The organism is Salinicola socius (assembly GCF_001937195.1).
Lineage (GTDB): Bacteria > Pseudomonadota > Gammaproteobacteria > Pseudomonadales > Halomonadaceae > Salinicola > Salinicola socius.
On the sequence record NZ_MSDO01000005.1, the window covers coordinates 29,448 to 55,938 of the forward strand.

General features: G+C 64.1%; 15 protein-coding genes. 9 read left to right on the plus strand and 6 right to left on the minus strand.

What is annotated here, in order from left to right; genetic code table 11:
• The first annotated feature begins 5 nt into the window (after positions 1 to 5).
• The 5 genes from arsC (at position 6) to BTW07_RS05465 (ending at position 4,215) form a co-directional block, all read left to right on the plus strand.
• A complete protein-coding gene (arsC, locus tag BTW07_RS05445; RefSeq protein ID WP_075569159.1) occupies positions 6 to 422 on the plus strand; it encodes an arsenate reductase (glutaredoxin) in 417 nt (138 codons plus the stop codon).
• Positions 415 to 1,167 (plus strand): arsenical resistance protein ArsH, encoded by a 753-nt coding sequence (gene arsH / locus BTW07_RS05450; protein ID WP_075569160.1) that lies wholly within the window; start codon positions 415 to 417, stop codon positions 1,165 to 1,167. Before arsC ends, arsH begins: the two co-directional genes overlap by 8 nt.
• 199 nt (positions 1,168 to 1,366) lie before the next feature.
• Positions 1,367 to 2,677 (plus strand): arsenic transporter, encoded by a 1,311-nt coding sequence (locus tag BTW07_RS05455; protein ID WP_075569161.1) that lies wholly within the window; start codon positions 1,367 to 1,369, stop codon positions 2,675 to 2,677.
• Positions 2,678 to 2,995: 318 nt separating this feature from the next.
• On the plus strand, positions 2,996 to 3,469 hold the full coding sequence (locus BTW07_RS05460; RefSeq protein ID WP_208605371.1) for a DUF2243 domain-containing protein: 474 nt from the start codon (positions 2,996 to 2,998) through the stop codon (positions 3,467 to 3,469).
• A complete protein-coding gene (locus BTW07_RS05465) occupies positions 3,466 to 4,215 on the plus strand; it encodes a cytochrome c oxidase assembly protein (protein ID WP_075569162.1) in 750 nt (249 codons plus the stop codon). Before BTW07_RS05460 ends, BTW07_RS05465 begins: the two co-directional genes overlap by 4 nt.
• A 63-nt stretch (positions 4,216 to 4,278) precedes the next feature.
• Here BTW07_RS05465 and BTW07_RS05470 read toward each other — a convergent pair whose 3' ends face one another.
• The 3 genes from BTW07_RS05470 to BTW07_RS05480 all read right to left on the minus strand — a co-directional run bounded on the left by BTW07_RS05470 (position 4,279) and on the right by BTW07_RS05480 (position 9,143).
• Complete coding sequence (locus BTW07_RS05470; RefSeq protein WP_075569163.1) at positions 4,279 to 6,714, minus strand: phosphoketolase family protein; 2,436 nt, start codon at positions 6,712 to 6,714, stop codon at positions 4,279 to 4,281.
• A gap of 144 nt (positions 6,715 to 6,858) precedes the next feature.
• Entirely contained in the window at positions 6,859 to 8,106 is a 1,248-nt protein-coding gene (locus BTW07_RS05475; protein WP_075569164.1) for an acetate/propionate family kinase, read from the minus strand.
• Positions 8,107 to 8,318: 212 nt separating this feature from the next.
• On the minus strand, positions 8,319 to 9,143 hold the full coding sequence (locus tag BTW07_RS05480; RefSeq protein ID WP_075569298.1) for a manganese catalase family protein: 825 nt from the start codon (positions 9,141 to 9,143) through the stop codon (positions 8,319 to 8,321).
• 423 nt (positions 9,144 to 9,566) lie between these two features.
• Here BTW07_RS05480 and ligD point away from each other — a divergent pair, with 423 nt between their 5' ends.
• From ligD to ku (BTW07_RS05495), 3 genes are read left to right on the plus strand one after another with little or no spacing between them, the layout of a single operon-like run.
• Positions 9,567 to 12,236, plus strand: coding sequence for a DNA ligase D (ligD, locus tag BTW07_RS05485; protein WP_075569165.1), 2,670 nt, complete (start codon positions 9,567 to 9,569; stop codon positions 12,234 to 12,236).
• 45 nt (positions 12,237 to 12,281) lie between these two features.
• On the plus strand, positions 12,282 to 13,055 hold the full coding sequence (gene ku / locus BTW07_RS05490) for a non-homologous end joining protein Ku (protein WP_075569166.1): 774 nt from the start codon (positions 12,282 to 12,284) through the stop codon (positions 13,053 to 13,055).
• A complete protein-coding gene (gene ku, locus BTW07_RS05495) occupies positions 13,048 to 14,217 on the plus strand; it encodes a non-homologous end joining protein Ku (RefSeq protein WP_075569167.1) in 1,170 nt (389 codons plus the stop codon). Before ku (BTW07_RS05490) ends, ku (BTW07_RS05495) begins: the two co-directional genes overlap by 8 nt.
• An 84-nt stretch (positions 14,218 to 14,301) precedes the next feature.
• Here the strand turns inward: ku (BTW07_RS05495) and BTW07_RS19805 are convergent, their stop codons facing one another.
• On the minus strand, positions 14,302 to 14,478 hold the full coding sequence (locus BTW07_RS19805; RefSeq protein WP_158025860.1) for a hypothetical protein: 177 nt from the start codon (positions 14,476 to 14,478) through the stop codon (positions 14,302 to 14,304).
• A 310-nt stretch (positions 14,479 to 14,788) separates the two neighbouring features.
• Between BTW07_RS19805 and BTW07_RS05500 the strand changes: the two genes are divergently transcribed.
• On the plus strand, positions 14,789 to 16,486 hold the full coding sequence (locus BTW07_RS05500) for a methyl-accepting chemotaxis protein (RefSeq protein ID WP_075569168.1): 1,698 nt from the start codon (positions 14,789 to 14,791) through the stop codon (positions 16,484 to 16,486).
• A gap of 157 nt (positions 16,487 to 16,643) precedes the next feature.
• Here the strand turns inward: BTW07_RS05500 and BTW07_RS05505 are convergent, their stop codons facing one another.
• On the minus strand, positions 16,644 to 17,459 hold the full coding sequence (locus tag BTW07_RS05505; RefSeq protein WP_075569169.1) for a transglutaminase-like domain-containing protein: 816 nt from the start codon (positions 17,457 to 17,459) through the stop codon (positions 16,644 to 16,646).
• Between the two features lie 97 nt (positions 17,460 to 17,556).
• Positions 17,557 to 26,394, minus strand: coding sequence for a glycoside hydrolase family 94 protein (locus BTW07_RS05510; protein ID WP_075569170.1), 8,838 nt, complete (start codon positions 26,392 to 26,394; stop codon positions 17,557 to 17,559).
• Positions 26,395 to 26,491 lie beyond the last annotated feature (97 nt).

Below are 26,491 nucleotides of genomic sequence, written 5' to 3' on the forward strand. Positions count from 1 at the left end.
GCGTCATGAAACCGTTGATCTATCACAACCCCGCCTGTGGCACGTCGCGCAACACGCTGGCGATGATCGAGGCCTCCGGCGAGACGCCGGACGTGATCGAATACCTGAACACGCCGCCCACCCGTGAGCGCCTGGTCGAGCTGATCTCGATGATGGGCATCACGCCGCGAGCGCTGCTGCGCCGCAAGGGCACGCCGTTCGAGGAACTCGGCCTGGACGATCCGGCCCTGAGCGATGACCGGTTGATCGACGCGATGATGGCGCATCCGATCCTGATCAACCGGCCGATCGTGGTCACCGACAAGGGGGCCCGGCTGTGCCGACCTTCGGAGCGCGTGCTGGCGCTGCTGGCCAACCCGGTGGCGACGTTCACCAAGGAAGACGGCGAGGTCGTGCGGGCCGATGAGGCCGGGCATGAGTGATAAAGACCTGAGTGCGATGAGCGATTCGGCCGATGCCGACGATCTGCCCAATATCGATCCGGAGAAACTGCAGCCGATCGATATCGAGGCGCTGGTGGGAACCGACGCGCCGCGTCATCCGCCGAAGATCCTGGTGCTCTACGGCTCCCTGCGGGAGCGCTCCTTCTCGCGGCTCGTCTCCGAGGAAGCGGGCCGACTGCTGCGCTGGTACGGCTGCGAGGTGCGCACTTTCGACCCTTCGGGCCTGCCGCTGCCGGACGACGCCGAGGCGGAACACCCCAAGGTGCAGGAGCTGCGCGACCTGGCCGAATGGTCCGACGGCATGCTATGGGTCAGCCCGGAGCGTCACGGCGCCATGACCGGGGTCATGAAGGCGCAGATCGACTGGATCCCGCTGTCGCTGGGCGGCGTTCGCCCTACCCAGGGCAAGACGCTGGCGGTGATGGAAGTCTCCGGCGGCAGCCAGAGCTTCAACGCGGTCAATCAGTTGCGGATTCTGGGGCGCTGGATGCGGATGATCACCATCCCCAACCAGTCCTCCGTACCCAGGGCATTCACCGAGTTCGACGACGCCGGACGCATGAAGCCGTCGCCGCTCTACATGCGCATCGTCGATGTCTGCGAGGAACTGGTGAAGTTCACCTGGCTGACGCGAGGACGTTCGGCCTATCTTACCGATCGCTATTCCGAGCGGGTCGAGAGCGCGGAAGCACTCTCGCGTCGCGTCAATCAAGGCACTCACTAGGCTCTGTACGAAAACTGCCTGCACTCGGCAATACGGCGTTAAAAACCGGCTCAAGATGCCCATTTACACCCCGTAAACTCCGCGCTTTCGCCGATTTTTGCCTTGTCTTGCCTTCGCTCGCCGACTTTTCGTACAAACCCTAGAACGTACTGGCTAAACGTACTCACTAAAAAGTACTCACTGAACGCAGGGGCATTCGATGCTGGCACTGGCTATTTTCGTCGTCACCCTGGTCCTGGTGATCTGGCAGCCCAAGGGCCTGGGGATCGGCTGGAGCGCGCTCGGCGGGGCGCTGGTGGCACTGCTGGCGGGCGTGGTGCAGTTGTCCGACGTCGGCGTGGTGTGGGATATCGTGTGGGATGCGACGTTCACCTTCGTGGCCTTGATCGTCATCTCGCTGATTCTCGACGAGGCGGGGTTCTTCGCCTGGGCGGCACTGCACGTCGCTCGCTGGGGCAACGGTCGCGGGCATCTACTGTTTCCGCTGATCGTGGTGCTGGGGGCGGTGATCGCGGCGTTCTTCGCCAACGACGGCGCGGCGCTGCTGCTGACGCCGATCGTGATCGCGATCCTGCTGCGGCTGGACTTCTCTCCGCCGGCGGCGCTGGCCTTTATCATCGCCACCGGATTCGTTGCCGACACCACCAGCCTGCCGTTGATCATCTCCAACCTGGTCAATATCGTCAGCGCCAACTATTTCAATATCGGCTTCGATCGCTATGCGGCGGTCATGGTGCCGGTCAACCTGGTCTCGCTGGTGGCGACGCTGGCCGTGCTGTGGATCGCCTTCGGCCGTCGGATTCCCAGACGCTACTCGGTCGAGGAACTCGATGCCCCGCGCTCGGCGATTGTCGACCCGCTGGTCTTCCGCGCCGCTTTCCCGCTGCTGGCGGTGCTGCTCGTCGCCTATTTCGTCACCGCGCCGCTGGGCATTCCCATCGCTTTCGTGACCGGGGCCGCGGCGATCCTGCTGATGGCGATCGCCGGTCGCTGGTGGCGGGGCGGCAAGGGCGCCGCCGTGTCGGTCACCGCGGCGCTCAAGGGCGCGCCGTGGCAGATCGTGCTGTTCTCCATCGGCATGTACCTGGTGGTCTACGGGCTGGGTAACGCCGGCCTGACCGACTACGGCGCCCGGGCACTGCAGTGGCTGGCAGGGCAGGGCGACTTCGTTGCCACCATCGGCACCGGATTTCTTTCCGCCATCGTTGCCTCGGTGATGAACAACCTGCCCTCGACGCTGGTCGGCGCGCTGGCCATCGACCGGGCCCAGGTGCCGGCGGTGACTCAGGAGCTGATGGTCTACGCCAACGTGATCGGCAACGATCTGGGGCCGAAATTCACCCCCATCGGCAGCCTCGCAACGCTGCTGTGGCTGCACGTACTGGCCGGCAAGGGCTACAGGATTGGCTGGGGGCAGTACATGAAGATCGGACTTTTGATCACGCCGCCGGTGCTGCTGGCGACGCTCGTCGCGCTGGCGGTGTGGCTGCCAATGCTAGCTGCAGGTTGAAGAATATCGTTTCCCGACCTGGCTTTACATAAAGAAACATATTCGTCGCGCTCGCTTAACCCACATGAACTTCATCGATGACGTTAAGGCGTACGGTGAACGTGCAGCGTCAGGAAGACGTTATGCCAAGGATGGAAATCGCAGGACGCGATGTTCACAGGGATGCATGGCAGGATGCCATGGCGAGTTAGCAAGGAACCGCTACGATCTAACCCCGGCCCCCAGCGGTCGGGGTTTTTTGTGCGATGTCGTTGGGTTCGTTCGCTGACCTCGGGTTGCTCGCCCCGAGAGACGCGAAGCGACGCGAGGGGAATCGAGATGAACGAGATGAACGAGATAGTAAGGCAACGCATCGGCGCGACGCTGCTGGCGGCGATTCTGCTGGGTATTGGCGTGATGGCAGCGCTCGACGAGATCGTCTTTCACCAGCTACTGGCCTGGCACCATTTCGTCGAGATCGACAACTCGGCATTGGCGCTGGCCTCGGATGGGGTGCTGCACACGCTGGAACTGGTGATGCTGGTCGTCGGTGGCGCGCTGATGCTGCGTCTTCATGAAACCGGGCAGCACGCGGGCGGCTTTCGAGGCGCGGGCTTTCTGCTGGGAATGGGCGGCTTTCAGCTGTTCGACGGCATCGTCGACCACAAGATTCTGGGGCTGCACCAGGTTCGATACGTCGACAATCTGTTGATCTACGACCTCGGCTGGAACGCGGCCGGCCTGCTGCTGCTGGCCATCGGTTACTGGCTGCTGCGCCGGGCCCGGCGGGGCGCGGCGTCGAGCCAGCGGTGAACGGATTCACGCTGGTTTTCGCCACGCTGGCCATCGCTTACGGCTGGGGTTGGTGGCGATTGAAGCGGGGTAGTCGAGAGTGGCCGCTGTGGCGTCTGGTGGTCTTCTGGCTGAGTGCATTGGCGATCATTGCGGTGATGTCGCCACCATCGATGCATTGGGCGCACAGGGATTTTCGCGGCCATATGGTGGTGCATCTCGTCGCGGGGATGATCGCGCCGCTGGGGCTGGTGATGGCGGCACCGGTGAGTCTGGCGCTGAAGAACGTGCCCGTGCATTGGGGCAGGCGCTGGGTCGGGTTTGTCTCCCTGCCTCCCATCCGCGTGCTGAGCCACCCGGTCACGGCGGCGTTGCTCAATATCGGCGGCATGATGGTGCTGTACCTGACCGACCTCTACGCGACGATGCTTCACTCGCCCGGATTCGCGCTGTGGTTGCACTGGCATTTCATTATCGCCGGCTGTCTTTTCAGCTGGGCCATCGCCGGGCCGGACCCGGCGCCGAAACGCCCCGCCCTGGAATGGCGCTTCGGCGTGCTGGTGGCATCGATGGCCGTGCATGCGATGTTGTCCAAGTGGATGTATCGTTTCCACTTTCCCGCATCGATGCCGATCGATCAGGTCCGGCAGGGCGCGGAGCTGATGTTCTACGCCGGAGAGCTGCCGGAAGCGTTGCTGGTCTATCTGTTGGCGCGCCAGTGGATGCGATCCCGCTATCGGGAAACACCGGCATCGATGGCTTCCTGACACGCTCGATGGCTTTTAACTAACACGCTCGATGGCTTTTTAACTAACACGCGCGATGGCTCTTCATCGCTCCCGGTCGCTCTGGTCCAGAGGAAGTTCGATCTTGCCGCCCGACCAGACCCACTGGGTAATCTCCGGGATATCGTCGAGATGCTCACGAATATAGCGGTGATGTTTCTGCAGTAACGCCTGCAGATCCTCGATGAGTTCGGCGGCGTTCTCCCACTGCTCCGGCAGATAGCGCAGGGCATCCAGCGCCAGATGCATGCGGCTCATGTGATTGAGTACCGTCATGTCGAACGGCGTGGTGGTGGTTCCCTCTTCCTGGTAGCCGCGGACGTGGAAACGTTCGGTATCGGGGCGATTGTGAATCAGTTGATGGACCACGCCACGGAAGCCGTGGAAGGCGAAGACCACCGGGCGCTCGGCCGTGAACAGCTCGACGAAATGTTCCTGGCTGATCCCGTGCGGATGGTCCAGGCGTAGCGTCATGATATCGACCACATTGACCACGCGGACTTTCAGCGCCGGCAGATAGGAGAGCAGGATATCCACCGCCGCCAGGGTTTCCTGGGTGGCGGTATCGCCGGCACATGCCATCACGATATCCGGCTCCGCTTCGCCGCTATTGCTGGCCCACTCCCAGATGCCGAGACCTACGCGACAGTGCTCGCGGGCCTCGTCCATCGTCAAATACTGCAGTTGAGGGTGCTTGTCGATCACGATCGCGTTGAGGTGATCGACGCTGCCGAAGCAGTGCCGGGCGGTCGCCAGCAGCGTGTTGGCATCCGGCGGCAGGTAGATCCGTACCACCTGCGGCTGTTTGCTCAGCAAGGTGTCGATGAAGCCCGGCCCCTGGTGGCTGAAGCCGTTGTGATCGTTGCGCCAGCAGGTCGAGGTGAGCAGGTAGTTCATCGAGGGTATCGAGGCGCGCCAGGAGACCTCGCAGGCATGCTCCAGCCACTTGGCATGCTGGATCGCCATGGAATCGATGATCGAGACGAAGGCTTCGTAGCTGGCGAACAGACCGTGACGGCCGGTCAGCACGTAGCCCTCGAGCCAGCCGTTGCAGTTATGCTCGCTCAGCACCTCGAGCATGCGGCCATCCATGGACAGCTTCTCGTCGTTGTCGTCGAATGGCCCCATGAAGCAGCGATCGGTGACTTCCAGCACTGCACCGAGTCGATTGGAGTTGACCTCGTCGGGGCAGAACAGCCGGAAGTTGTGCGGATTGTCGACGTAGATATCACGCATGAACTGGCCAAGGCGTTCGGTGGAGCCGTGAAGCTCGCGACCCCGCTGCGCCTCGTCGAACTCGACGGCGTAGGTCTCGAGTGGCCGATATTGGAGCGGCTGGCGCAGCTTGCCGCCGTTGGCATGCGGGTTGGACCCCATGCGCCGTTCACCGACGGGGCAGAGGGCGAGGATGGATTCCCGCGGCGCACCCTGCCCGTCGAAGAGTTCCTCTGGCTGATAGGACTGCATCCAGCTTTCGAGCTGTTGCAGACGCTCGGGATGCGCCCTCAGGCCGCTCATTGGCACCTGATGCGCACGAAACGTGCCTTCCACGGCCACACCGTCGACGAACTTCGGCCCGGTCCAGCCCTTGGGCGTGCGCAGCACGATCATCGGCCACACCGGACGAGTTTCGATGCCTTCGTGGCGCGCCCGCCGCTGAATCTCGCGAATCTGATCGAGCACCCTGGAGAGCGCCGCCGCGAAGTCGCGGTGAACGGCATCCGGGTGGTCGCCAGCGACGAACACCGGGGCATAGCCGTGGCCGCGGAAATAGTGATCCAGCTCATGATCGCTCTTGCGCGCCAGCACCGTTGCCGAGCCGATCTTGTAGCCGTTGAGGTGCAGGATCGGCAGAACCGCGCCGTCCCGGGTCGGATTGAGATAGTTGACGCCTTTCCACGACCCTTCCAGCGGGCCGGTTTCCGCTTCGCCATCTCCCACGACCGCGGCCGCGATCAGATCGGGGTTGTCGAACACGGCACCGAAGGCGTGAGTCAACACGTAACCCAGCTCGCCGCCTTCGTGGATCGAGCCCGGCGTCGGCACGCTGACATGGCTGGGCACGCCGCCGGGCGTCGAGAACTGGCGGAACAGGCGCTGCATCCCTTGGGCGTCGCGCGTTACGTGGCTGAAGTGCTCGCTGTAACTGTTCTCCAGCCATAGATTGGCGAGCAGTGCCGGACCGCCATGACCGGGACCGGCCAGATAGATTACGTCGATATCGCGGCGCTGGATCTGGGCGTTGAGGTGGGCGTAGATCAGATTGAGCCCGGGGACCGTGCCCCAGTGTCCGAGCAGGCGCGGCTTGATGTGTTCGAGCGTCAGCGGCGTCTCGAGCAGCGCGTTATCGGTGAGATAGATCTGGCCGACGGCGAGGTAGTTGGCTGCCCGCCACCAGTGGTCGATTCGCTTCAGAAGCTCCTCGTCCTTGTCGACCGGCAGGCGGGGCAGGGTCGTGGATTGGCTCACGGTGGGAGGCATGGAGCAGACTCCTGGGAAAGGGGTGGCGTGAATGGCTTTCGTAACAAGCCGAGGCTGGCGGCGTCTCCTGTTTCGACGCCACGAGTGTCTTGAGTGCCCTGAACGGCGCGGTACGCTCACCGCCCCCGGGTCCGCGTTCGAGCTTCAGTTCTGGTCAGAGGCAGAGTCCGGGACATGGGCGCCGTCACCGGCGTTCGACCGAGAAAGCTGCCAGGTGTGACGGGCGATCATGACCTCCTCGTCGGTGGGGATGACGTGAACGGCGACCGCACTGTCCCGGGTCGAGATGCACCCCGGCTCCGCGGAGCGGTTCGCGGCGTCCTCCAGCGCCACCGACCACAGCGGTGCCAGGCGCTCGATGATCGCTTGACGGACTGGCGCGGCGTGCTCGCCGATACCGGCGGTGAAGACAATGCCGTCGACGCCGCCCAGGCTGACAGCCATGCGCCCCATCTCCTGGGCGACGCGATAGACGAAGAAGTCCACCGCCAGCTGCGCGCGGGGGGAGTCGCTCTCCAGCAGCGTCTGCATGTCGCTGTCGAGGCCGGAAAGACCGAGCAGTCCCGAATCGTGATAGAGCAGCGACTGCAGCTGCTCGCTCGAATAACCGAGCTCATGTTCGAGATAGAGCATCAGCCCCGGATCGAGGGCGCCCGAGCGAGTGCCCATCGGCAGCCCGTCCAGCGCGGTGAAGCTCATCGTGGTATCGATGCTGCTGCCGGCTTTTAGTGCGCAGAGGCTGGCGCCGTTGCCCAGATGGGCGACGATGGTCCGACCCTCGGCCAACCGTTCATCGACCTCGTGCAGTCGCCCGGCGATGTATTCGTAGGATAGCCCATGAAAGCCGAAGCGGCGGATGCCCTGCGCGAAGAAGGCGTAGGGAAGGCCGGTCAACTGGGCCACGATCGGCATCTCGAGATGAAAGCTGGTATCGAAACAGGCGACCTGCAGCGTGTCGGGCGCGAACCGGCTGACGGCGTCGATGCCTTCCAGATGATGCGGTTGATGCAAGGGGGCCATCGGGGTCAGGGCCGCGATACCTTCGCGGGTCGCCTCGTCGATGACGACCGGCTCGGCAAAACGATCGCCACCGTGAACGATGCGATGGCCGACGGCTGCCAGGGCCAGTTCGCCGAATTGTTGCTCGAGGGCCTCATGGAGCCGGGCGAAGGCGCTGTCGTGGTCCGCAAGTTCATGATTTCCCGGTGTCTCATCGAGGAATCCGGTTCCATCGGCGAGCTCGCCGGAGAGATGCGGCGAGTCACCGATTTTCTCGACCTTCGCCTTGGCGACGAATTCAGGTGGCGCCATGTCGCCGAGGCGATAGAGCGAGAGCTTGATGCTGGAGGAACCGGCATTGAGCGCAATGATATGAGGATGCGGCGCTGCCATGAGCTCGCCCTTATTCCTTGCTGATAATCAGCAACTGGAAATCAGCCGATGCCTTAAGCTCTGTCTGAAAAATCGGCGAGCGCAGGCCTTTGTCAGACAGAGCGTAGCGTCGGTCGCGGTTGTTCAAAGCGTGGTTCATCTTGACCAACCCTTCAAATGACGAACGGGTCTCGAAATCTCGAGACCCGTCGTGATTTTCCGCCAGCGCCGGGTTACAGCTGCTCTTTCTGGGCACCGGAGCCTTCACGAGCCTTGCCCAATGACGGTTCCTGGCCCTCGGGTTCCGGCTTCTGACGCGTCGAGTATTCGCCTCTTCCGTCCAGCGACGGCCCCTGATTCCAGCGGCCCATCGGCGCTTTTTTGTCGGTCAGGGTGTTGAGGTAATAGTAGGAATGCTCCATCGCCTCGTGCGCTTCCGGCGTCGAATTGGGGATCGGCAGGTTCTTCTCGAATCCGCCCAGCTCCTCGATCACCGCGAGCCACTGCTGCTGATGATAGGTATCGCGCGCGATCAGGAACGACAGGAAATCTTTCATGCCCTTGTCGCTGGTCCAGTTGTACAGCCGCGAGGCCAGCACGCGGCCGCCGGACTCCGCGGCGACATTGGCCATCATGTCCGCGGCGATGTTGCCGGTGGCATAGACGTGGCTCATGTCGAACGGTACGCCATTGGCATTGACCGGCATCGCGGAGAGGCCGGAAGAGAGCAGGTGGCGTGGGTTGGCCCCGCCCAGAATCGCGTTGATGATCGGATCCTTGGCGGATTCCTCCTGATAGGAGACCGGCGCGCCCTCCAGGTTCAGGGCGACGGCATGGCCAAGCATCTCGATATGAGACAGCTCTTCGGTGGCCGTGGACATCAGCAGATCCCGGATGCGGTCGTCGCCGCGGGCGCCCATGGCCTGAAAGAAGTACTGCATGGCAACACGGATTTCGCCCTCGACACCGCCGATGGCCTGCTGCAGCAGCATGGCGAACTGCGGATCGGGCTTGTCGACCTTGACCGGGTATTGAAGTTTCGATGAATGCTGGAACATGGTGTTCTCCGATGGCAAAGCAGCGTAGGAATCCGGCGTAATCATCTTGGATTCAGGGTGGTTATCCCGAATCCGATTATCCTGAATCCAAGGGAATGATCTGGCTTGCACGACCCGATAATCATTTGCGTCATTCAAAGGATCGCGGATGCTCCTAGAAGCTAGTTCGCTCTGAAAAATGCGCTACTGATCCAGGTTAATGGGGGGCCTTTAAACGTCTTTTATTGACATCCATTAACAAGCATTAATTTCCGATCATGTTTCGAGTGGCAGTAAGCCCATGAGCCGTATTGGACGTGCTAAATCCTCTCGCCTATCCCACCTGCGTTAATGACCTGGCGCGCCAGGTGGCGTTGACTAAGCTGAAGTGTCCACTGGCCGGATGATCGCTGACATTTTTCCGGCATCGTGAGGGAGCAATGGATGGCTGACCTCGAGACCTATCGTCAAAAACGTGATTTTTCGCGTTCGCCGGAGCCGCGCGGCAAGCGGGGCAGGAAGCGTTCGCAGTCCAGCTTCGTGATCCACAAGCACGATGCCAGCCAGCTGCATTATGACCTGCGGCTGGAAGAGGGCGGTGTGCTGCGCAGTTGGGCGTTGCCCAAGGGCCCCAGCCTCGAACCGGGGGAGAAGCACCTGGCGGTTCAGGTCGAGGATCATCCGCTCGACTATGGCGATTTCGAAGGCGTGATTCCCGAGGGTTACGGCGCCGGCACCGTGATGATATGGGATCGCGGCGTGTGGCGAATCACCGGCAAGCATGATGACGACCAGATCGATTTCGCGCTCGACGGCGACAAGCTCAAGGGGGCGTGGACGCTCAAGCGGATGGGTGCGCGTGGCGGTAACGGAAAGCCGCGGGACGGCAAGCAGTGGCTGATGATCAAGCGTCACGACGATGCCGGCGCCCAGGTGCCCGACAGTCTCGACGACATCAGCGTCGTTTCGGATCGAGACATGGCGGCGATCGCCGAGGCGAAACCCGCAACGTCTTCGGCATCTTCATCGTCGAAAAAGGACGCCGCCTCGGGAACCTCTTGCGCGAAAAAAGCCTCGTCCGTCAAGGTGCGAGGCACGCGTTCGAGCGGTGGCCGCAAAGCGAAGTCGGGTCCACTTATCGAAGCCGACAAGATCGATGGCGCGCGCAAGGCGAGCTTGCCCGCCCACCCCTCGGCCCAGCTGGCGACCCTGGTCGAAAAGGCGCCGCGGGATGACGACTGGTTTCACGAGATCAAGTTCGATGGCTACCGGATCCTGGCTCGTCTCGATCACGGCAAGGTGAGCCTGCTGACCCGTAACGGCCACGACTGGCGGGATCGCTTCCCGGAAATTGCCGAGGCGATCGAAGGGCTGCCGCTGGAAAAGGCGCTGTTCGACGGCGAGATCGTGGCGCTGCGTCGTGATGGCGTCAGCGATTTCCGGCGCCTCCAGCAAGCGCTTGGCGAAGAGAAGAGTGCCGGACTGACCTACCAGATCTTCGATCTTCGCTATCTTGAGGAGCCGGGGTTGGACGGTGTCGTTCTCGACGATGTGAAACTGCGCGATCGCAAGGCGCTATTGGCGCAGCTCTGCGAAGCCGTGAGGATCGGCAACCGTGGCATGCTGCGCTATACCGACCATATCGAGGGGCAGGGCGAGGCGTTCTACGAGCAGGCGAGTCGGCAGGGTCTGGAAGGGATCGTCTCCAAGCGCGCCGACGCGCTGTATCGCGGACGGCGCAATCGGGACTGGCTGAAGACCAAGACCGAGCATCAGGCCGAGTTCGTGGTCGGCGGATACACCGATCCCCAGGGGAGCCGCAGCGGCTTCGGTTCGTTGCTTATCGGCGCCTACGACGATGACGGCAAGCTGCGCTACTGCGGTCGGGTCGGGGCAGGATTCTCCCATGATCAGCTGACGACATGGCAATGGGAGCTGTCCCGCTCGCCGCGCAAGACCTCGCCCTTCGTCGAGCGCGATATTCCCGATCTGGCCAACAGCCACTGGGTCACGCCAAAGCGCGTGATCGACGTCACGTTCGGCGAATGGACCCGCGATGGACGCCTGCGCCATCCGCGCTTTCGCGGCGTGCGCGAGGATCGCGATCCTGCGGACATCCGGCTGAGTCAGCAGCAAACGGCGGAGAGGCCCATGAACGATGGTTCAAGCGAGACGGCCGGCGGGAAGCGTCGATCCCCCGCGGTAGCCGATAACGGTGAGATCGAGATCGAAGGCGTTCGGCTGACGCATCCCGACCGGGTGCTGTTCGAGGACGCAGGCATCACCAAGCGCGCGCTTGCCGAATTCTACGCCGAACATGCCGAGTGGATACTACCCGGTCTCGCCGAGCGACCATTGACGCTGTTGCGGTGCCCCGGTGGCGTCGGCAAGGAGTGCTTCGTCCAGAAGCACCCCGGCGAGACCATGCCGGACGACCTTCCGAGCGTGGCCATTGCCGAGAAGTCCGGCACGCATGACTATCTCTACGCGCGCAGTGCCGCCGACCTGGTGGCGCTGGTGCAGATGGGCACCCTCGAGTTTCATCTCTGGAACAGCCGTATCGATGACCTCGAGCGCCCCGATCAGCTGGTATTCGATCTCGACCCGGCACCGGACTGCGAATGGCAGGCAGTGATCGACGTCGCCCGCGAGCTGCGTCAGGCGCTGGCCGAGCTCGAGCTCACGGCGTTCCTGCGCACCACCGGCGGCAAGGGGCTGCACCTGGTGGTCCCGCTCAAGCCTCACGCCGACTGGGAGACGGCCAAGGCCTTTGCCGAAGCCGTCTGCGAGCGGTGCGCCGAGCGGCATCCCGATCAGCTGACGCTCAACATGTCCAAGCAGGCCCGTCACGGCAAGGTGCTTCTCGATTACCTGCGCAACGGGCGCGGCGCCACGGCGGTGGCTTCCTACTCGGTTCGTGCCAGACCGGGTGCGCCGGTGGCAACGCCGATTCGCTGGGCCGATTTGGGGCCGAAGCTGAGCGCCGATCGATATACGCTGGCCAATCTGCCGCGCCGGCTTGCCTCACTCAAGCGCGATCCCTGGGCCGGGTTCGACGACGCTCGCCAGCGACTGACCAAGAAACGCTGTCGCGACGTCGGCATGGAAATCTGAATGGCCGACGGGTGGCAACCGATTGTCCGACAGGAGAGAAGAACGATGAGTGCTCGCGCGGTCTGGAAAGGGGTCATCGGGTTCGGCTCGGAGCGAGTCCCGGTCAAACTCTACACGGCGGTCACCGACCGCAACGTGCACTTTCGTCTGCTCGATCGGCGCCGGCATCGTCCCGTTCATCAAATGATGATCGAACCGCAGAGCGGCAAGACGGTATCGAGCGACGATCGGCACAAGGCCGTCGTCGGCAAGCGGGATCGGATTCTGTTCGACGACGAGGAGCTGGACGCGCTGACGCCGGCGCCCTCGCGCGACATCGAGGTGATGCACTTTCTGCCCCCGGGAACGATCGATCACCAATGGTATCAGCGACCCTATTTTCTCGGTCCCGACGGCGATGTCGAGACGTTCGATGCCTTTGCGGCCGCGCTCGCCGGCAGCGGGCGGGAAGGTCTGGTCCACTGGGTGATGCGCCACAAGGCCTACGTCGGCGCGCTGCGCGATCACGACGGTCACCCGCTGCTGATCACCTTGCGCCATCTCGACGAAGTCGTCGACGCCGACGCTCTGGAGCCGCCCGGCGGTGATGAACTCAGTGACAGCGAAGTGAGGATGGCGACCGATCTGATCGAGATGTATGCCGCCGACTTCGAGCCGGAACGCTATCAGGACGAGTATCGCCAGCGGCTGGAAGCCCTGGTGGAGACCAAACGCAGTGGCAAGCGGGTCAAGGTCAAGCCTCGTCGACGTCAGCAGCCTGACGACGATATCGCCTCGTCACTCAAGGCCAGCCTTGCCCGGGAGCGAAAACGTGCCTAAGTCGAACAGGACCCGGCCGAAGGCGCCCAGGCCGGAGAAGAACCGGCACCCGGATCGCGGCTTTCACGGACCACGGCCGTTCTGGTCCGGCACCATCGCCTTCGGGCTGGTCAATCTGCCGGTGGGGCTGTACGCCGCCTATCATTCGCGGGATGTCACGCTGAAAGAGGTCGATGACCAGGGCCGGCCACTCTCCCGGCGCTTCTTCAGCGAAACCGGGCGCCAACCGCTCAAGTCGAACGAGCTGGCACGAGGCATCGAGGTCAGCGAGGATCACTACGCGATCGTCGAGGATCAGGAGATCGAGGATGCCACGCTCGAGCACCGGCGCGAGATCGAATTGAGTCGATTCGTCTCGCTGGACGAGCTCGATCCGCTCTACTTCCGACGCGCCTACTTCCTGGTACCGGACTCTCGTTCAGCTGGCCGCGGGGGAGCATTGAAGCCCTACCGGCTGCTCGCGGCGGCGATGGCAAGCGCCGGCCGGGCAGGCATCGCCACGCTGGTGATGCGGGGTCGGGAAGTGCTGGTGGCGATTCTTGCCGAAGACGGCATTCTGCGCGCTGAAGCGCTGCGTTTTCATGACGAGTTGCGTTCCCCCCGGAGCATCGGCCTGGCGGCGCCGGGTGAGCCGGATGCAAAACGCGAGCGCCAGATTCATCGGGCGATGGACCGGCTCAACGCGAAGCAGTTCGATCCCGACGAGTTGATCGATCCGCACATCGAGGCGCTCAAGAAGCGGGTGCGCCAGAAACGCCGGCGCCATCAGGATATCGCGCCGATCGAACCCGTCCGATCCGGCACCGAGGATGACAGCAGCGAAAACGAGGAAGGCGCCGAGGTCATCGACCTGATGCAGGTGCTCAAGCGCAGCCTCAAGCGGGGTCGGATCGAACCGACGGGGAAGAAGGCCGACGAGGGGAAAGACGGTAAAGCCGCTGCCACTCCTGCCGGAGCTCAAACGTCCGGGCTCGGAACGACCGCCAAGTCCAAAACGACCGCTAGGTCCAGGAAGGGGACGAAGTCCTCCAAGGCCGACCCATCCGATCTTTCCCGGCTTTCCCGCGAGATGCTTTATGAGATGGCGCAGCAGCGCAGGATTCGCGGGCGCAGCGACATGAACAAGATGCAGCTGATCGAAGCGCTACGGCGCGGTGACTGAACCAATCGAGAAAGCCGCGCGCGCTCGGTGAACTCGGGCAAACGGCGCCGATGCCAACGCCGGTTGGCAGTCGCCCGCTCCCCTCTACCTGGCTTTCTTGCCTTCCTTCTTCCCTTCCTTCTTCCCTTCCTTCTTTTCCGCTTGCGCCTTGTCATCTCCGCCAGCCCGTTCGTCCTGTCCGGCCGCCGTGGATGAGGGGTGCTTTTCACCAAAAGTTGTACAAGAAATAATGTTGTGACAGAAATGTAATAAAAAATTCATGCAGGCCTCACTCCGGGAACTGCCATTTTCGAAGATGTCTCTACGAAGAACTAACAATTTGAATTCACTCAATTTGCTGATAGCAAAGAAATTTTAGGTATATCGCGCAGCGGTGGGCGCCGCTGGTTCACGTCGTCGGGAAGGGTGGGGAAAGGCTACAGAACCTTAAATAAAATTAAGTTTATCTATACATCGGCCGATAGAGCGTCTCGCGGCATGAAGTGAATTCCCCCTGAGAGAATTTTCGCCTGCCGAGACCAGTTCCACTCGCCCTGAGGCTCAAGCCAAGGGCACCTATCGGGGCTTTGCCATGCTGCTACTCAATCGAAGCGTGAAATTCCGCCTGGCTGCGAGCCTGGGCGCCTGTATCGCCATGCTGTTCATCGTCGGGGTCGTCGGGCTGTACTGTCTGAGTCATATCAACGATGCGCTCGAGCGGACCTATGAAGGGAACGTGCTGACCCTGAAGGATCTCAGTCGCGTCGACCGGGCTCTGCTCAGCAATCGGGTCAAGATCACCGCCGAACAGCGTGACCGAAATCCGGCGTCCGCACGGACGACACAGCAGGAGATCGCCGACAACGATGCGATCATCGATGCCGCCTGGAGCGACTACTATCCGCAACGCATCAGCGGCCCGCGGGAGCGCGAGATGGCGGATGCCTTCATCACGGCGCTGGCCGGCTTGCGGGTCACCATTGCCGAGCTCAACACGGCGATGATCGGCAATGATTTCGAACGAGCTCGGGTCATCGCGACGACCACGTTGCGCGACCAGTATCCCGAGGCGCTCGACGCCATTCAAACGCTGATCGAGCGCAACAGCGCGCAGGCCGCCGAGGCGTTCGAAGGCGCAGCCACCGAATACCGATGGGCGCGCACACTCGTCATCGCCATCATGATCGGTTCACTGATCCTGGGCATAGGGGTGGCGCTGTGGCTGATCCGCGGGATCATGACGCCGCTGGGCAAGGCGCAGGTACTTGCCAATGCCATGGCGGAAGGGAAGCTCGACAACACGATCGATATCACCTGCAAGGACGAGTTCGGCGTGATGCTACGCTCGCTCAAGGCCATGGAGAGCCAGTTCTCCCGAGTCGTCATGAGCGTGCGGGATAACGCCGAATCGGTCAGCACGGCGGCGGATGAGATTGCCCAGGGGACCGACGATCTCAGCCGGCGCACCCAGGCGCAGGCGGCCAGTCTGGAGCAGACGGCAGCATCGATGGATGAGATCACTTCCACCGTGCGCCAGAACGCGGAAAACGCCGCCGAAGCCGACAAGCTCGTCCATGACGTCAGTCAGCGCGCCAACGCGGGAGGCGAGGTTGCCGGGCAGGCGGTCAAGGCGATGGAAGGCATCAACGCGTCGAGCCGCAAGATTGCCGGCATCGTCGGCTTGATCGATCAGATCGCCTTCCAGACCAACCTGCTGGCGCTGAACGCCTCGGTGGAAGCGGCCCGCGCCGGCGAGCAGGGCCGCGGATTTGCCGTGGTGGCCAATGAAGTGCGCAATCTCGCCGGGCGAAGCGCCGATGCCGCCAAGGAGATCAAGAAACTGGTGGAGGAGAGCATCGGTCAGGTGGATACCGGTACCGTGCTGGTCAATCGTGCAGGCCACGCGCTGGAAGAGATCGTCGACGGTGTCGCCCGCGTGACCACGCTGGTGGGGGAAATCGCGGTCGCCAGCCGCGAGCAGTCCCAGGGAATCGACCAGGTCAACACCGCGGTGTCGCAGATGGACGGGGTGACCCAGCAGAATGCGAGCCTGGTGGAAGAGTCCAGCGCCGCCGGTCGGTCGCTGCAGGGCCAGGCTGCCAACCTGCTGAAAGAGGTCTCGTTCTTCCAGGGGGCTGCGCGCGGCACGACGCAGGCGTTGCCGTCAGGCTCGGCCACGGCGTCATCGAATGCCTCGGCCATGACGCCGGTGCGGCCTCAGACGCTGGCGCGCCCGCGGACCAGTACCGCACCGCAGAAAGCCGAAACCGGAGAGTGGACCTCTTTCTGAAATCCACATTCTGAGCGCGATATCCTTGCCAAGCGCCCCCGTCGGGGCGCTTCGGGGTTCGCGGATCGTTCGTTCAGCCCATCGGCGTCATCGCTTCATTCCCGTTCCCGCCTCCCTGTCCGCTCACGCCTCTCCGTTCGTTTGTATCCCTCTCCATTCACGCCTTGGGCGCCAGCTCATAGATCCATACGCTGAAGCCGCTCAGCGTGTTGGGGCCGAAGGTATGAGTCAGCGGAACATCGGTGGCATCGCGGCCCTGGGCGATCAGCACGCGGCCGATGCAGGGCGCGTTGTTGCGGGGATCGAAGGTCCACCAGCGCCCGCCGAGGTAGACCTCCATCCAGGCCGCGAAATCCATGTCGGCATAGGGCGGCGGCTTGCCGATGTCGCTGATGTAGCCGGTGCAGTAGCGCGCAGGCAGATTCATGCAGCGGCAGAGCGTGATCGCCAGATGGGTATAGTCGCGGCACACGCCTACCCCTTCGTGATAGGCCTCGGCAGCCGTGCGTGTCGGTCGCGAGTGCTCGTAGCCGAAGGTGATGTGCTGATTGACGAAATCGCAGATGGCCTGAATGCGGGCCCAGCCGGGCGGCGTGCCCTGAAACCGCTTCCAGGCGATCTCGCTGAGCAGGTCGGTCTCGCAGTAACGGCTGCCCAGCAGGTACTGCAGCACCTCCGAGGGAAGCTCTTCCACCGGATGCTGGCGGGCATCGAGACCGATGGGATCGTAGCCGCCGTCGTCATGCAGGATCGCATTGGTACCGAGCGTGAAAGTGCCGGCCGGCGCGACCATGCGGTTGCACCAGTTGCCGAAGCTGTCGCGGTAGCTCGACAGGTTGACCCTCGGCGAGGTGATCAGATGATCCGGGCCTTCCAGGCTGGAGAAGCGGGAATGGTGCACGTTGAGCATGGCGATCATCGGTGTGGGCGCGGCGAACTGATAGATCATTTCGCAACCGAGTTGAATTCTCATGAGCGGAATCTCCAAAGCGTTACGGATGACGGAGAGGGCAAGGGCGCGAGAGACATGCCGAGGACGTGTCTCTCGCGGTATCGAGATCGACCCGTCGTCATGGGCAGTCGCCGACGGGATCAGGCTGTGGCGTTCGTGGTGACGAGGTGCGAGACGCAGGATCGGGCGATGCCGGATCGGATGACATCGGATCGGATCCGCGCTCGGCAAGACGAAGGATCAACCGATGGGGTTTGCCATCCAGCGTCAGCCGCGCCTCGGTGGCGCTGTCGGCCAGCGGTTCGTCATCCAGCGTGGCACCGGCGGGGTGGCCCGCCGTGGGCCGTTCGACGCGAATCATGCAGGCGCTTCCCTCGAGATTGACGGTGGCGGAGAATCCCGGCCAGGCATCGGGGATGCAGGGCGATACGATCAACTGAAGTCCTTCCCGGCGAATGCCGAGAATACCGCCCGCACCGGCCTGATACATCCAGCCGGCGGAGCCGGTGTACCAGGTCCAGCCGCCGCGTCCGACGTGAGGCGCCTCGGAATAGACGTCGGCGGCGATCACGTAGGGCTCGACGCGATAACGCGCCACCGCTTCCGGCGTCAGCGCATGGTTGATCGGATTGAGCAGCGAGAACAGGCGATGGGCCCGCTCGGCCTGGCCCAGTTTGACGAAGGCGAGGATCGACCACATCGCGGCGTGGGTGTACTGCCCGCCGTTCTCTCGCAGCCCCGGCGGATATCCCTTGATGTAACCGGGCTCCAGCGCGGTGTCGTCGAACGCCGGCGTAAACAGCAGCGCCAGTCGTTGCTCCGGGTGAATCAGATGGCGTTCCACCGAGGCCATGGCCTGGGCGGCGCGCTCGGGATCGGCGCCTTCCGAGAGCACGGCCCAGGATTGGGCGATGGCGTCGATGCGGCAGGCGTCGTTGTCGCGGGTTCCCAACCACTGGCCGTCGTCGAAGGTGGCGCGACGATACCACTCGCCATCCCAGGCCTCGCTTTCCAATGCCTGGCGCAGCGTCTCGGCGCGTTCCCGCCAGCGGCCGGCGCAGGCCCGATCTTGCGGTGCGTCGCGGGCCTCGGCCAGCGGCGCGAACAGCGCAAGCGTGCGCAGCAGCAGCCAGCCCAGCCACACGCTCTCGCCGCGACCGGCCTCGCCGATACGATTGAAGCCGTCGTTCCAGTCACCGGTGCCGATCAATGGCAGACCGTGCTCGCCGAACTGCTCGAGGGCCTGATTCAGGGCGCGGGCACAGTGCTCGAACAGCGACGCCGCCTCGTCGGCCACCAGCGGCTGCGCGAAGTCGTCGTGAGCCTCGGGGGCGAGCGGGGCGCCCTCCAGGAAGCCGACGCGTTCGTCCAGCACGGTGGTATCGTCCGTCGCCCGAATGTAAGTCGCGGCGGCAAACGCGAGCCACACCCGGTCATCGGAGATCCGGGTACGAACGCCCTGGCCGGAATGCGGCAGCCACCAGTGCTGGACATCGCCTTCGACGAACTGGCGGCCGGCGGCACGTAGCAGATGGTGGCGGGCCAGCGCCGGCATGGCGAAGGTGAGCGCCATGCCATCCTGCAGCTGATCGCGAAAACCGTAGGCGCCGCTGGCCTGATAGAACGCCGAGCGGGCCACGACCCGACAGGCCAACGTCTGGTACATCAACCAGCCATTGAGCATCAGGTCCATGGCCGGGTCCGGCGTATTGACCTGCAGCGAACTCTGCAGCGTTTGCCAGTAAGCCTCGACCTCGCCCAGCTTGGCATCGAGATCGGTGCCTCGGTAGCGCTCGATCAGCTCCCGCGCGGCTTCGTCGCTGCCGGTCTGCCCCATGAACGTGACGATCTCGACCGCTTCACCGGGGGCGAGGGTCAACGTGCGCTGCTGCACCGTGCAGGGGTCGTACCCGGCGCCGACGCTGGCCGACAGCGGGCGCTGCTCGGTCAATGCGTCGGGCGCTGCCAGCGAACCCTCACCCAGGAACTCGCGGCGATCGGCGGTCCAGCCACTCTGGTGCCCATCCAGGTCGACGAATCCGACCCTCCCGGGGAACGCCTGATTCCAGGGGTTGCGCATCAACAGGGCGCCGGTGGCCGTATCGTGTTCCGATACCAGGAAGGGCGCGGTTGTGGCCCGCGAGGTCCCCATGACCCAGGCGGTATAAGCGGTCACGACCAGTCGCCGCGGCCTGGCGGTACGGTTTTCCAGCGTCAGCCGCGAGATCTTGATCGGATCGTTCAGCGGGACATACTGCAACAACGCCATGGAGAGCTCGGCGGTATCGTGCTCGAAGCGGGTATAGCCGAAACCGTGGCGAGCGACATGACGAATCGGATGATCGGTTGCGCGACGATGGGAACCCGTGCGGCCGGGACTGGCGGTGACGGTGGTCAGCTCGCCGCTGTCGGCATCCTGCACATAGATCACTTCGCCGGGCAGATCGCTGACCGGATCGTTGGACCATGGCGTCAACTGGTTCTCGCGGCTGTTGTCGGCCCAGGTGTAGCCACCGCCCTCCGCCGAGACCTGAAACCCGAATCCGGCGTTGGCGATCACGTTGATCCACGGCTGTGGCGTGGTAGCGCCATCGTCCAGCACGCAGACATACTCGCGGCCGCCACGGTCGAAACCGCCAGTGCCATTGAAGAACATCAGGTCCCCCAGTGGCGGGCGCGAAGAGGGAGCCACCGCCGGGCGGTGGTGAGGCGCCTGCGTATCGGTCTTGCCATTGTGGCTGACGCGATCCTGTGGGGTGGACCCCGATCGAGTCCCGGGACCGACACTGGCATCGTGGCGGATTGTCGGTGCCGCCAGCAGCGCATCGAGCTGGGCGGGAAGCGCTCCCTTGCGGGCCGTCAACACGACCCGGGCCACGGCCAGCAGCAGCTCGTGGCTGGCCAGGCTCAACTGGTTGGCGCGCAAGGTATAGACCGAGCCCAGCGCCAGATGGCCATCGACGTGCGTCGGCGGGCGGTTGGAGCGAACGGCCGTTTCGATCGCATCCTGCAGCTCCTGCAGATAGGAGTGGGCGCGGTCGTTGATGATCACCAGATCGACCCCCAGCCCTTTGGCGCGCCAGTATTCGTGGGCGCGCAGCAGCGTCTTGAGCCACGCGATCTCCTCGAGATCGCCGAGGCGCAGCAGCACGATCGGCAGATCCCCGGAAATGCCCATCGGCCACAGGTTGGACTGTACCGACAGCCCGCGCTTCAGGGCCTGGGAAGATGGGCGGAAGCGGGCATCGCTGTACAGGATCGGCGCTGCCAGACGCTGAAAATCGGCGGCCTCTTCCAGATCGATGTCGAGATGACGCAGCTGCACCTGGGCCTGAGTCCAGGCCAGGGTGCGGGCGCGTTCGAAGGCGCTGATGTCGTGGTGCTTGTCGATCAGGGCCAGCAGCGTGTCGCGGCTCTCGGCGACCACGGTCCAGAAATCGATATGGCCGACGTGTCCCGGTGCGATACGAAGGGTGTAGCGCAGCGAGAATATCGGATCCAGCACCACGCCAGTCGTATTCGACAGCGGCTGGTGATCGAGCGCCCTGGCATTGCCGAGTTGACGCCCCCGGCCCAGAAAGCGGGCCCGATCCGTCTCGTACTGCGGCTCACCCTCGCATTCGCCCTTGGTCACCGCGAAATGTGCCGCCCAGATCGGCGTTTCCTGGGCAGCGCGTCGACGCCGCGTCGCAGTCAGTGCGGTGTATTCGGGAACGAAATCCGTCTCGACGAACAGTTTGGCGAATGCCGGGTGGGCGTCATCGGTGGGCGGCTGGGTGAGCACCATCTCGGCGTAGGAGGTCACGTCGATCGTGACCTCATGGCGACCGCCGTTGGTCACCGAGAGACGGCGCACTTCGCCGTCGTCCTCGCCGGAGACCAGCACCTCGAGCATGGTGGTGAGATCGCCGTCGCGCCGGGTGAAGCGTGCATGGTCCTCGGCGAATACCACCTCCCGGTGATCGGCCGGGCCCTTGATCGGATGCGCGCCGGCGGACCAGCGGGCATCGCTGTCATGATCGCGCAGCAGGATGAAGCTTCCCCATTCATCGCAGGTGGCGTCTTCCCGCCAGCGCGTGATCGCCTGCTGCTGCCAGCGGCTGTAACCGGCACCGGCGGCGGTCAGCATCACGCTGTAGCGGCCGTTGGAAAGCAGATGCGTGACCGGCGGCGTGGCCGGTTCCCCTTCGAGTCGTCGCACCGCCGCTGCCGGCGCGATGGTGCTCGAAGGCGCGGCATGGTCGGCATCGTTGGGCGAGGGCAGCGTAGCCACTTCTCGCGGCAGGCGTTCCTGCAGCAGGAGCTCGCTGGCCTGGATCATCGGTTCACTGTGGAAGTGGCTGCGCAGGCGTCCTTCCAGCAGAGCATTGGCGATGGCCGCGATCGTCATCCCCTGATGGTGCGCCATGACGTTGCGCACGATGACGAAGGTCTGATCGACGGGGAGGCGCGTGGGGGTGAAATCGATCGCCTCGAAGAAGCCGAAGTGGCTCTCGGCCTCCATCGCTCTGAGGCGAGCGAAGTTCTCCAGCGCCGCCTGGGGCGCGACCATCGTGGCCAGCGCGGTGGCGTAGGGCGCGATGACGAGATTGTCGCCCAGGCCACGCTTGAGGCCCAGTTCCGGCACGCCGAAGTTGGAATACTGATAGGTGAAGTCGATATCCCGAGCGTTGTAGGCGGATTCCGAAATCCCCCAGGGAATGTCCTGGCGCTTGGCGTAGTGGCGCTGGCTGGCCACGACCAGACGGTTGGTCTGTTCGAGCAGGCTGCCGAGCGGGGCCCGCATGATCAGGGAGGGCATCAGATATTCGAACATCGAGCCCGACCAGGAGATCAGCGCGACGCCGTCTTTCAACGGTGTCACCGCCCGGCCCAGCCGGAACCAGTGGCGGGTGGGCAGATCACCCTTGGCGATCGCCAGCAGACTCGCCAGGCGCGCCTCGGAGGCGAGCAGGTCATAGCAGCCTTCGTCGACGCGATCCTCCCGCGGGGCGTAGCCGATCGACATCAGCTTGCGCTCCGGCACCAGCAGGAAGTGGAAATCCATCTCCAGCGCCAGCCGGCGCGCTTCGCCGGCCAGGGCGCCGAGCCGCTGGGTCAGGGTGTCCTGGTGAGCGTCGGGAGCGCGCGTCGCCGTGTGGATTTCCGACACACTGGTGTCCGACCGGCGAGAACCGCCGTTGTGGCGCTCCGGTGACAGCGGGGCGGTATCCTCGGCGTCGCGGCGATGCTCGTCGAGACACTGCTGAAGTATCAGCAGCCAGCGCTGCGGCGAGACTTCCCCGGTCGCGGCATCGACATCCAGCGTACCGACATTCGCCGTGGCGGGGGTCGGCGTCGCGAGCAGGCGCTGGCAGGCGTCGATCGACTGACGCAGGAAATCGCAATATTCGATGCCGTAGGCGGTCGCTTCGAGGTGAGTCGAAAGCGTGTCCAGTTCGCCCAGCAGTGCCTTTCGCGTCTCCTCGCTCACCCATTCGGTGGCGGCGATATCCTCGCGACACAGCAATAGCGTATCGCTGAGCCCCTCGCGGGGATCGAGAACGTGAGGGTGAGTGGCCCAGGCGTCGCAGGCGCTGGCCAGGGTAATCAGGTGTCCGGCCAGGTTGCCGCTGTCGACCGTGGAAACGTAGAGCGGCTCCAGCGGGGCGAGAGTCCGGGTGTCGTACCAGTTGTAGAAATGGCCCTTGCAGCGCTCCATCTCGCGCAGGGTGGCCAGTGTCTCTTCCAGACGTTCGACCGCTCGATGGGTGCCGATCCAGGCGAAATCCCGTGCCGCAATGCACGCCAGCAGATACAGGCCGATATTGGTGGGCGAGGTGCGCTGGGCGATGACCGGTTTGGGATCCAGCTGGAAATTGTCCGGTGGCAGCGCGTGGGAGTCCGGGGTGACGAAGGTATCGAAAAACTGCCAGGTGCGCCGGGCGATGCGCCGCAGCGCCTGAGCCTGCGGTGGCGACAGACGCAGGTTGTCGGTGGTGTCGGCGGGTGCGCGACTGGTCCAGAGCGCGATCAACGGCGCCAACAGCCAGAGCAGCAGCAATGGCAGCGCGAGCGGCCAGGCCGGCGGTTCGACGACCGCCAGAACCAGCGCCAGCGACAGGCTCAGCAGGGTGCCGCCGGCCATCTCGCGTCCGAACCCCGCGACGCCCAGACGTTCGCCTCCGGCCAACTGGGAGGCCGTGGTCCACTCCAGCAGATGACGGTGGGAGACGTAGACGCGATAGAGCGTGCGCACGATGGCATCGCTCATCTGCCAGGCCTGATCCGCCAGCAGTGTCAGGCTCAGCAGGCAGCGTCCCGTCTCGGTGCGCAGGTCCCGCCCAATCGTTCGCCAGTGGTGACGCCAGTTGCCATCACGACGATGCGGTTTCAGCGCAAAAAACACCGGGATCAGCGCGGGAATCAGCATGCATGCCAGGGTCAGGGCCATGGCGGTCAGCGCCGCCGGTATCGGCAGCCACGCGCTGAACATGAGGGCAGCGAACAGGGTCGGCGCCAGCAGCGAGCGGCGCAGGTTGTCGGCGATTTTCCAGCAGCCGACCGCGGTCAGCGCCTGGCGATCGGCGCGCTGGCCCCAGAACCAGGGCAGCAACTGCCAGTCCCCGCGCGTCCAGCGGTGCTGGCGTCGGGCCGCGACGTCGTAGCGTTCCGGATAGGCCTCGACGACTTCGACATCGGAAGCCAGCCCGGCGCGGGCGAAGATGCCCTCAAGCAGGTCGTGACTGAGCAGGCTGTTTTCGGGAATTCGACCGGTCAGCGAGTGCTCGTAGGCGTCCACGGCATAAATGCCCTTGCCCGCGAACGACCCCTCGCCGAACAGATCCTGATAGAGATCGGAAACCGCGGCGGTGTAGACATCCATGCCGCCGGGCGCCGAGAACAGCCGCTGGTAGCGCGAACCCTGGCGACCGATAGGCAACGAAGGCGTCACGCGAGGTTGAAGAATGGCATGGCCGCGCACCACCCGGTCGTTGCCACCGAATACCGGCTGGTTGAGCGGATGCGCCATCTTGCCGACCAGCCGGGCGATCGTGTCGCGCGGCAGCCGCGTGTCGCTGTCCAGCGTGACCACATAGCGAACGTCGGACGGCACCCAGGGCGTATGGCCATCGACGGCCACGAACGAGGTGTCGTCGGCACCGCGCAGCAGGCGATTGAGCTCGGTCAGCTTGCCCCGCTTGCGTTCCCACCCCATCCAGCAGCCTTCGCTGGCGTTGAAGATGCGATGGCGATAGAGCAGCAGAAAGCGCGGCCCGGCAGGGCCGGAGCCATGGCGCAGGTTGAGGCGCGCCATGGCATCGATGGCGATGGCCAGCAGGATGTCGTCACTGGGTATCTCGGCGGTATCGGCGTCACGGCCATCCAGCAGCAGGGCGAATGTCAGATCGCCGCCGCTGCCGGAGAGGTAGTGTACTTCCAGGCGCTCGATCAGTTCGCGCAGGGCGGCCGCCTCGGTCAGCATGGCGGGGACCGCGACCAGCGTTCTCAGCCCGGTGGGGACGCCGTCCTCCAGCGCCAGCCCGGGCAGCGCTTCGCCGCCGACGCCCATGCCCATTGCGCGATTGACCAGTGCCGTCGCGACCTCGTACGCCGGCAGAAAGATCAGCAACAGCCAGGGCAGTTGCCACAACCACGCCAGGCCGGTGGCGCTCAACGCCCAGATCGCCAGTCCCAGCAGCGCTATCGTGATCAGGCTCGTGGCACAGGCATAGCCGGCCAGCCCCGCCGCCAGCACGATACGCCGGACGCGAAGCCCCAATGGCGGGTGGAAACCGAGCGTTCGCTCCAGCTCACGGCGACCGTCGGCGACCAGGTAATACCCTGGATCGGAGCGTCGCTGCACTTCGGCTGGCGGGCAATCCGTCGGCGGCGCTTTCCGCGCGGCTTCGAGGGCCGCTTCGGTGACCGATAGTTCATCGCGTTGCGAACCGCGAGCCAGTTGTTCGATGGCGTTGCGGTAACGATCCCGGGTGACGAAATCCATCTCGGCGAAACGGCTACCTGCGCGCAGTCGCTGATCGACCAGACTGACCTGCTCGACCTGGGTCGCCCAGTCGAAGTCGGCGATCAGGCGCAAGCTGGTGATGGTGTTGCGAACGCTGACGTTGGAGGCGCCCTGACGTTGGTGGGCGTTCTGCACCACGGCGGTGGTCGTGGTGTCGAGGCGAATGAACTCCTGTTCCAGCCAGGCCAGCGCCGGCGTCTTGCCGGGATCCTGATCGCGCAACCGCTTGGCCAGCTGGGCCAGGAACTGGGAGGCAAAAGGATCGGCGATATCGAGATTGGCATAGGCCTGCAGCGGTTCGCTGCCGGCGCCCGGGCGAAGCAGGTGTTCGCACAGCGCGTCGGCCTCGGCACGGGCTTCCAGGCCACGCACGATCTGGGCGGAAAGACGGCGCAGATTTTCTACCAGCACCAGCCGCAGACTGATCGCCACCGCCCACAGCTCGCCGATGGTCAGCGGTTCGACGCGCTGATAGGCATTGATGAAACGACTCAACGTCAATGGATCGAAGTGGCTGTCGGTATGAGCGACGTAGCCCCAGGTCAGACCGAAAACGCGGGGATAGCCGGCAAAGGGGCCATCGGCGAGTTTCGGCAGCTGGCGGTAATAACCGGGGGGGAGATCCTCGACGATATCGCTGACGTGCTTTTCGACATGATGATAGTGATCGAGCAGCCACTCCGCCGCCGGCACGATGCTACGGCGGTGGCTCACTTCATTGGTGATGGCCCGATAGGCGACTTCCAGCGCCACGGTGTTGTCTCGCAGTCGGCGGTACAAGGGCAATACATCGGGTGGATCCGAGGTGATGGGCTGTGCCACTGCGAGGCTCTGGGCGTGTTGCTCGAGCCGTTCGGGGCCAAACAGCTCTTCGCGCACCGGCGCCTTGGCGTCCCATGGAGACGAGAGTTCGGTGATGGCACTACCCCGTCGCCACCAGGCGTTCATTGTCCACCTCCGCAGGAAGGGGGGCGGGATCGAACGAGGGATAACCTGTCGCGTGGATGCATTGGTGATCTCCTGCCTTCGACCGAGCGGGATCAGG

Bases quoted from the DNA above. Each gene is read 5' to 3' on its own strand.
- arsC (WP_075569159.1), top strand. From the start codon at position 6: ATGAAACCGTTGATCTATCACAACCCCGCCTGTGGCACGTCGCGCAAC.
- arsH (WP_075569160.1), top strand. From the start codon at position 415: ATGAGTGATAAAGACCTGAGTGCGATGAGCGATTCGGCCGATGCCGAC.
- BTW07_RS05455 (WP_075569161.1), top strand. From the start codon at position 1,367: ATGCTGGCACTGGCTATTTTCGTCGTCACCCTGGTCCTGGTGATCTGG.
- BTW07_RS05460 (WP_208605371.1), top strand. From the start codon at position 2,996: ATGAACGAGATGAACGAGATAGTAAGGCAACGCATCGGCGCGACGCTG.
- BTW07_RS05470 (WP_075569163.1), bottom strand. From the start codon at position 6,714: ATGCCTCCCACCGTGAGCCAATCCACGACCCTGCCCCGCCTGCCGGTC.
- BTW07_RS05475 (WP_075569164.1), bottom strand. From the start codon at position 8,106: ATGGCAGCGCCGCATCCTCATATCATTGCGCTCAATGCCGGTTCCTCC.
- BTW07_RS05480 (WP_075569298.1), bottom strand. From the start codon at position 9,143: ATGTTCCAGCATTCATCGAAACTTCAATACCCGGTCAAGGTCGACAAG.
- ligD (WP_075569165.1), top strand. From the start codon at position 9,567: ATGGCTGACCTCGAGACCTATCGTCAAAAACGTGATTTTTCGCGTTCG.
- ku (WP_075569166.1), top strand. From the start codon at position 12,282: ATGAGTGCTCGCGCGGTCTGGAAAGGGGTCATCGGGTTCGGCTCGGAG.
- BTW07_RS19805 (WP_158025860.1), bottom strand. From the start codon at position 14,478: ATGAATTTTTTATTACATTTCTGTCACAACATTATTTCTTGTACAACT.
- BTW07_RS05500 (WP_075569168.1), top strand. From the start codon at position 14,789: ATGCTGCTACTCAATCGAAGCGTGAAATTCCGCCTGGCTGCGAGCCTG.
- BTW07_RS05505 (WP_075569169.1), bottom strand. From the start codon at position 17,459: ATGAGAATTCAACTCGGTTGCGAAATGATCTATCAGTTCGCCGCGCCC.
- BTW07_RS05510 (WP_075569170.1), bottom strand. From the start codon at position 26,394: ATGAACGCCTGGTGGCGACGGGGTAGTGCCATCACCGAACTCTCGTCT.